Origin of the sequence: Bradyrhizobium erythrophlei, from assembly GCF_042430365.1 — a bacterium.
GTDB lineage: Bacteria > Pseudomonadota > Alphaproteobacteria > Rhizobiales > Xanthobacteraceae > Bradyrhizobium > Bradyrhizobium erythrophlei.
In genome coordinates this window covers 36,217-42,775 of sequence record NZ_JBHMET010000235.1, presented here as the reverse complement: position 1 = coordinate 42,775, position 6,559 = coordinate 36,217, and the positions used below count along the sequence as shown (strand labels likewise).

Below are 6,559 nucleotides of genomic sequence, written 5' to 3'. Positions count from 1 at the left end.
CTCTCCCCGGCGAGACCGGGCTTTTTTGTCACCGTCGTCAGCGAGAGACCTTGGCCTCTCCTGAGAGACACCAGCCACTGGGGCGTCAGGACCACACGACTTCGCCGTCCGCTTCACGCGCACTCGTCGTAGCCCGCTCGGCGTCCACCGCATCTCGACCCAACACTCGTGACGATCGCGAAGCGCCCCTCAAGCGGGTGAGACGCGTGGATTCATAAACTGATTTGCGATTCTAAAAAACCGAAATATTTTATCAAAAGGGGCTTGCGCCGTCGGGCAAATCAGTGATTGGCCCACCGGCCCGCAATCATCCAATCGCGAAGTCAGCCGCCGCCTCCGCGTGAATAGCGGTGGTATCGAATGTTTCAACTGAGGTGTCGTCCGCCCCGATCAGCATCGTGATCTCGGTACATCCCAGGATGATGCATTCCGCGCCACTCGCCACCAACGCGGCCATTACATCCTGGTAGCGACGGCGAGAGGGAGCAGTGACGACTCCGAGGCAAAGCTCATCGTAGATGATGCGATTCACATCTGCTCGCTCATCCGCAGAAGGAAGCAGAACGCCAAGATCATGCGCGCGCAGTCGATCAACGTAGAAGTCTTCTTCCATCGTGAACTTCGTGCCGAGAAGTCCAACTCGCCGATACTGCTTGGCGCGTATACGTTGCGCAGTCGCATCAGCGATGTGAATAAATGGAACGGTTATTTTCGACATGATGTCGGGCGCGAGCTTGTGCATAGTGTTGGTACACAACACGATCGCTCTTGCGCCAGCGGCTTCTAGACGTCGTGCCGTCTCCGCAAGGCTGGTCGCCGCATCCCGCCATCGGCCAGCATACTGCATCTCCTTGATCTCTTGAAAGTCATAGGAGTACATCACCAGCGGAGCCGAATGCAGCTGACCCATGCGGGCGCGAACTCGCTCGTTAATGAGTCTGTAGTAGAGCGCAGTGCTCTCCCAGCTCATACCTCCAATCAAACCAATCGTCTCATCATACGCCCCAGAGAGCCCCGCGATCGAACTATACGCGATGGTGCCCTGAGTTAGAAGCTGCGATCGATGTCTGCTTCTGGCGCTACCCGGGCCTCTTGTGAAGTCTGCTATTGCGCCACTATCGCGGTCACAGCGGACCTGATAGTGCCGCGGTCGTCACGACGCTGGGAGTGAATTCCGCTGCGCGCGCTTCGCGCCAAGCAGCAGGCGGAACATCATCACATGCGTCACCAGCAAAGGCGGCACGATCACGGTCGGGATGTAGAACGCAGCGCCCATTGAGCCGGGCGGCAGCCCGACGCCGATCGTCCCGTCATAATAGGCGAGCAACAGGTCGGCAAAGCCGACAATGTTGAACAACCAGACCAGCGCGATGGCCGACGAGAGCCGCGCCGACAGCGCGAGCGAGGCAGCGAGCGCCAGCACGGTCGCCGCGAGATCCCCATAGGCGGTCGGCAAGGCGAAGGCCTGGGGCAAGGCCGGCGACACCACACCCGGCATCAGGAAGCTCAGGCCAATGAAGCGGAACATGTGCGGCGCCAGCAGCACGTTCAGCGCCTCCTCCCGGCTGAGATCGCGCAGCCGCGGCCAGATGAAGAGCTGGGCCACCCTGGCGGATGCGATCAGGCTCATCAGAATGCTCAGGCCGATCAATGCTCTGTTGTCCATGACGTTCTCCCTGGTGGCATTATCTGTAGATACAGATATCTTGACTGTAGCTGCAGGTAAATTAGGATCGACGATCAACTGCTCGTGAACCAAATAGCACGAGCATCAGGGCATCCAGCGACAATTCGGCATCTCGACTACGTCGAAAATAACATGTATATGCATGTATTTTCGAGACTCAGAGGACACCGGCAATGGACCGCGGTACCGAATTCGATGTTCGCGAGGCGCTCGGCTGCACCTGCATGCGTCTGCGCCGCGCCAATCGGCAGATCACCCAGCTCTACGACCGGCATCTCGCGCCGACCGGCCTGACCTCAAGCCAGTTCGGCCTATTGGCCCGGCTGCAGGGCGCAAGCCTGCAGGGCAAGCCGGCGCTTCCGATCGGCATACTGGCCGAGCTGCACGGCATGGACCCGACCACGCTGACGCGGAATCTCAAGCTGTTGCTCGATGCCAAGCTCGTTCGCAGCGGCCGCGACGACAGCGATCGCCGCGTGCGCACGGTGTCGCTCACCGACGCCGGCCGCAAGCGGCTGCTGCAGGCCGCACCCGAATGGCGCAAGGCGCAGCAAGCGGTCGAAACCGCGCTCGGCACCGAGGCAACGCTGGCACTCAACGGCCTGCTCGATCTCTCCAACGCCAAGCTGCCTGCGTAACGGACCGCGAACACGGAGACGCGTGATGTCGCAGACCTCGCCTTCCGGACCGCTTGCCGCGTCAGCGATGCGCGCGCCGCCCGGCGTGCTCGATGGTCCGATCGCGCCGACGTTGTTGCGCCTTGCGTTGCCGACCATCGTCGTCCTGGTGGTGCAGACGCTGGTCGGCATCCTCGAAACCTATTTTGTCGGATTCCTCGGCACCGCGGCGCTCGCCGGCACCGCGCTGGTGTTCCCGGTCCTGATGCTGATGCAGATGATGTCGAATGGCGGCATCGGCGGCGGGGTGGCCTCGGCCGTGGCGCGTGCGATCGGTGCAGGCCGCCGGGCCGATGCCGAGGCGCTGGCCTGGCACGCGGTGGTGCTGGCCATCGCGCTCGGCGCGGTGTTCAGCCTGGCCGCGATCTCCGGCGGGCCGTGGCTCTACCATGCGATGGGGGGCGAGAGCGATACACTCGCCGCGGCGCTGACCTATTCGAACGCGGTGTTCGCGGGATCGATCCCGCTCTGGATCGTCGCCCTGCTCTCGGCGGTGCTGCGCGGCGCCGGCAATGTCCGCATGCCGGCGGTCGTCACGCTGGCGGGCGCGATCCTGCTGGTGCCGCTGTCGCCGGCCCTGATCTTCGGCTTTGGTCCAATCCCGCGCTTCGGCGTCGCCGGCGGCGGCGTTGCGGTCGTGATCTATTATCTCATCGCAATGGCGATGCTGATCGGCTTCATGCGCTCGCCGCAGAGCCCGATCCGGCTAACGATCGCACCCCTAAGCGGACGGCTGTTCCGCGACATCCTCGGGGTCGGCCTGCTGTCGGCGATCGGCACCGTGCAGGCCAACCTCACGGTCGCGCTGATCACAGCCGCAGTCGGGCAGTTCGGCGCGAATGCGATTGCCGGCTACGGCCTGGCCTCGCGGCTCGATTATCTCCAGATCCCGCTGCTGTTCGGACTCGGCACCGGGCTCGTCACGATGGCCGGCATCAACACCGGTGCGGGCCAGACGGCACGGGCGACGCGCGTCGCCTGGACCGGCGCGGCCATTGCATTCGCGGTCACCGAAACGATCGGGCTTGCTGCCGCATTGTTTCCCACCGCATGGCTCGGCCTGTTCACCGACGCGCCGCCGGTGCTGGCGAGCGGCACGCTCTATTTGCACACGGTTGCGCCGTTCTACGGCGTGGCCGGCGCCGGCATGGCGCTTTATTTCGCAGGCCAGGGCGCCAGGCGCGTGCTCGCACCGCTGCTCGCCGGCACCGCGCGCCTGATTGTCGCGGCCGGCGTCGGCTGGCTCGCAGTCGCCACATGGGGCGCCGGGTTGTCGACCCTGTTCGTCATCGTGGCGATCTCGTCGGTGCTGTTCGGCGGCATCATCGTCGCAGCGACGATCGCGCGGGCACGGAGCGAGACCGGTGCCGCTCCGGCGATCCAGGCGAGCGCTGCAGAGTAGCGATCGGGCGTCAGGCCAAACAGGGCGTGTAGCTACAAATCACGGCCACGCACTTCGGGTCGATGTCCGCTGAGTCTGTACGAAAGCAGACATCACGGGAGGTCCGGCAAGGGCGCGAACCCGACATGCCGCTTAGGCAAACGCGGAGGCAAGACTCTCGCTCAATATGCAAAGGCCCCGCTCGGCTTCGGCCGTAGCGGGGCCGGTCTGGAGGTGGTCTCATGCATTGGTGGCAAGGACGCTCGCTTCCAGACACGATGAGTGATGGATACCACAGGTTTGCAGATTAGAATTGGTATGCTTCACTGCGTCTTCTTGCGGGGATCATCAGCCGGGTTGATGTAGTCGATGCCTCCTGGGCCGATGAACTGAATTTGGAGAATCGCCTCCTCGTTTCCCGTCCAAACATAATGAGCGTGCTTCGCCGGCACCGCCTGCAAGGCACCCGCCTTGACCACCTCGCCCTTCGTAGGGTCAAACTTTTCGCCCATGCCCCAGCCGACGCTACCGCTGATCACGGTGACGGTCTCGGCATAGGGATGAGTGTGCGGCGGAACTTTATAGTTGGGCGGAAACTTGACGCGCTGGACCACCACGCTGCCAGCTTTCGCTGGATCGCCTAGCAGGACCGCGACTTGGCCACCCTTCGGAATGTTCGGATTGTCCGTCCATGTTAGCGCATCTGGCTTGACGATGGTCACGGCATCTTGCGCCTGTGCCACACTCGCCAGTGCGATCAAGGCTGCTACGGTCAGAAGCTTTTTCATGAGGTTCTCCTAGCGATTGTTACTCCATTTTTTCAGAGTGCTATTGCTTGCCGACGGCACGTTCGCTGCCCAATCCCCCAGGGAGGATTTCGGCACGTCCCGCTTCAGGGCGGTTCGCGACAGTCTACTCGACGACGCCGTGCCACGATAGGGACGACCCGATGAATTGCCCGCGTGGACTCTCAAAAAAATGCAACGTCGGGTCGGAGTCAGAACCGGTCGTCCCGTACTGAGTGGAGCATTTCTACCTTATCCCCGGAAGCGGACGCAGGCGGGCCGTGCTTTATGTCCTGAGCCGGCTCGGCAAATTGATTGCGAAAGCCTGCCGTCTTCGTGCGAGGATAGGCTGTTTTCTTCTCTTCAAGTTCTTCATGTGCAAGATTCTTTCGCTGCCCTAGCTTTTTCCTTATGCGGAAACTGCGCACGAACGGCAAAGAGCGTGGAAGACGAACAAACATTTCAAGGAGGATCTCTCATGGCCTGGCTCTTCCTGATCCTTGCCGGTCTGTGCGAAATTGCTTGGGCGATCGGCCTGAAATACACGGACGGATTCTCGCGCCTGTCACCCACAATCGGCACGGTTGCGGCCATGGCGGCCAGCATCGGATTGCTCGGCCTGGCTCTCAAATCGCTTCCGGTGGGGACAGCCTATGCGGTGTGGACGGGCATTGGCACCGTGGGCGCTGCCGTATTCGGCATCTATCTTTTCAACGAGCCTGCGACCTTGGTCAGACTTGGCTGTATTGGCCTTATTCTCTCGGGCATCATAGGACTGAAAATCACCTCTTAACCCCGGCGATGTCGACCTTAAGTCGGAGCTCAAAAATAGCTCTGCAAGGTACCGCGGCGTCGGATGTCGAGCGTGGCGCAGTGGAAGGCGCCGCCAAATGCGGCGTAGTGCAAGAATTCGCAGGGAATCGGTTCGAATCCCCATTTTTCGATCGCACGCATCGTCGCCTTGTGATGCGGATCAACAATGACGCGCTTCTCGTCTATCGTCAGCACATTCATGTTGAGCCATTTCCCGCACAGCGAGGTGATCCTGAGCATGGGATCGGTGATCGGGTCCGGCTCCGGGGCGACGAGGATGTCCCAGTTCTTCAGAATGGCCGGAAGACGGTCGATGTCTATGTATTCGGGATTGATCAGAATCTTGCCGGGGCCAAGGGGCAATATGGTGGTATCGATGTGCATCGGATTGGGACAGCGGCTCTCAATCTCATGAATGCGATAGCCGTCGCCAAGGTGCCGACGCAGCCATTCAATACCGGATGCATTGGTGACATTGCTGCGGGTGACGAACAGGTCACGCCCGCAGCGAAAGAAATCGGCGGCGTCGAAGACGGGCTCAAATTCGGTCAGGATATACGAGACTGGCTCGCCGTTTTCGGAGACGCGAAACTCCGGATCGAACAGTTCGTCCGTCAGTTGCGGCCTGGGCGCAGCAGTCCAGCGCGCACCGCGCCGGAAATAGTCCTTAAGGATCGGACGATAGGAGTGCGTTTCGAAGTAGCGGCACGGCCAAACCATCGGCGTTTCGATGATGTCGTTACCGATCACAAGCATGCTGTCGCGCGGGCAGGAATTGCAGAAGCCGTGCGAGGACCATTCCGGCGTGCTGAAACGTTTCGTGTGGTCGACGGCTTCCGGCCGCCTCACCACAACGCCCAGCGACTGTAATAGCTCGACAAAGCCATCAAGCTCGCGCCGCGCGGGTTCGATCATGATCCTTGGATAGCGGAAGCCGGCGAACAGCGATTGGGCCCGCGCCGCCATGCCCGGAATGTTACAGGTGACCACCGGATGATCGGACGGGATGACCGCGCCCTCGAGCCTCCCGACGATCACCTCCTCCAGCGGATCCCACTCATTGTGCGAGTTCACTGGAGAAACCAGCTCCGCCGGGGCGAAGTCCTGGCCGACGGTGCGCGTGACCATGTCCATGGCGTGAGGCCTCTGCCCGCAACAACGGTCGCGCGCCTTGCCGGTTCCAAAGCGGTGATCAAGCCTGAAGCAAGAGTCTGAA

At 61.7% G+C, this 6,559-nt stretch carries 7 protein-coding genes; 3 read left to right on the top strand and 4 right to left on the bottom strand.

The window, feature by feature from the left end; all coding sequences use genetic code 11:
• Positions 1 to 307: 307 nt before the first annotated feature.
• Positions 308 to 1,021 (bottom strand): aspartate/glutamate racemase family protein, encoded by a 714-nt coding sequence (locus ACFFWD_RS36180; protein WP_376973894.1) that lies wholly within the window; start codon positions 1,019 to 1,021, stop codon positions 308 to 310.
• Between the two features lie 132 nt (positions 1,022 to 1,153).
• Positions 1,154 to 1,666: a DUF8737 domain-containing protein gene (locus ACFFWD_RS36175; RefSeq protein ID WP_376973813.1), complete on the bottom strand. Its 513-nt coding sequence runs from the start codon at positions 1,664 to 1,666 to the stop codon at positions 1,154 to 1,156.
• A gap of 194 nt (positions 1,667 to 1,860) precedes the next feature.
• On the opposite strand from ACFFWD_RS36175, the gene ACFFWD_RS36170 reads away from it, so the two are divergent.
• Positions 1,861 to 2,325 carry a MarR family winged helix-turn-helix transcriptional regulator gene (locus ACFFWD_RS36170; RefSeq protein ID WP_376973811.1) on the top strand — a complete coding sequence of 155 codons (465 nt, stop codon included), beginning with the start codon at positions 1,861 to 1,863 and terminating at the stop codon, positions 2,323 to 2,325.
• A gap of 25 nt (positions 2,326 to 2,350) precedes the next feature.
• Positions 2,351 to 3,766, top strand: a complete 1,416-nt coding sequence (locus ACFFWD_RS36165) for an MATE family efflux transporter (RefSeq protein ID WP_376973809.1) — start codon at positions 2,351 to 2,353, stop codon at positions 3,764 to 3,766.
• Positions 3,767 to 4,068: 302 nt separating this feature from the next.
• On the opposite strand, the gene ACFFWD_RS36160 is transcribed toward ACFFWD_RS36165, so the two are convergent.
• A complete protein-coding gene (locus ACFFWD_RS36160; RefSeq protein ID WP_376973807.1) occupies positions 4,069 to 4,533 on the bottom strand; it encodes a cupin domain-containing protein in 465 nt (154 codons plus the stop codon).
• A gap of 475 nt (positions 4,534 to 5,008) precedes the next feature.
• On the opposite strand from ACFFWD_RS36160, the gene sugE reads away from it, so the two are divergent.
• Positions 5,009 to 5,323, top strand: coding sequence for a quaternary ammonium compound efflux SMR transporter SugE (gene sugE / locus ACFFWD_RS36155; protein ID WP_376973805.1), 315 nt, complete (start codon positions 5,009 to 5,011; stop codon positions 5,321 to 5,323).
• 29 nt (positions 5,324 to 5,352) lie between these two features.
• On the opposite strand, the gene ACFFWD_RS36150 is transcribed toward sugE, so the two are convergent.
• A complete protein-coding gene (locus ACFFWD_RS36150; RefSeq protein ID WP_376973803.1) occupies positions 5,353 to 6,477 on the bottom strand; it encodes an amidinotransferase in 1,125 nt (374 codons plus the stop codon).
• Positions 6,478 to 6,559 lie beyond the last annotated feature (82 nt).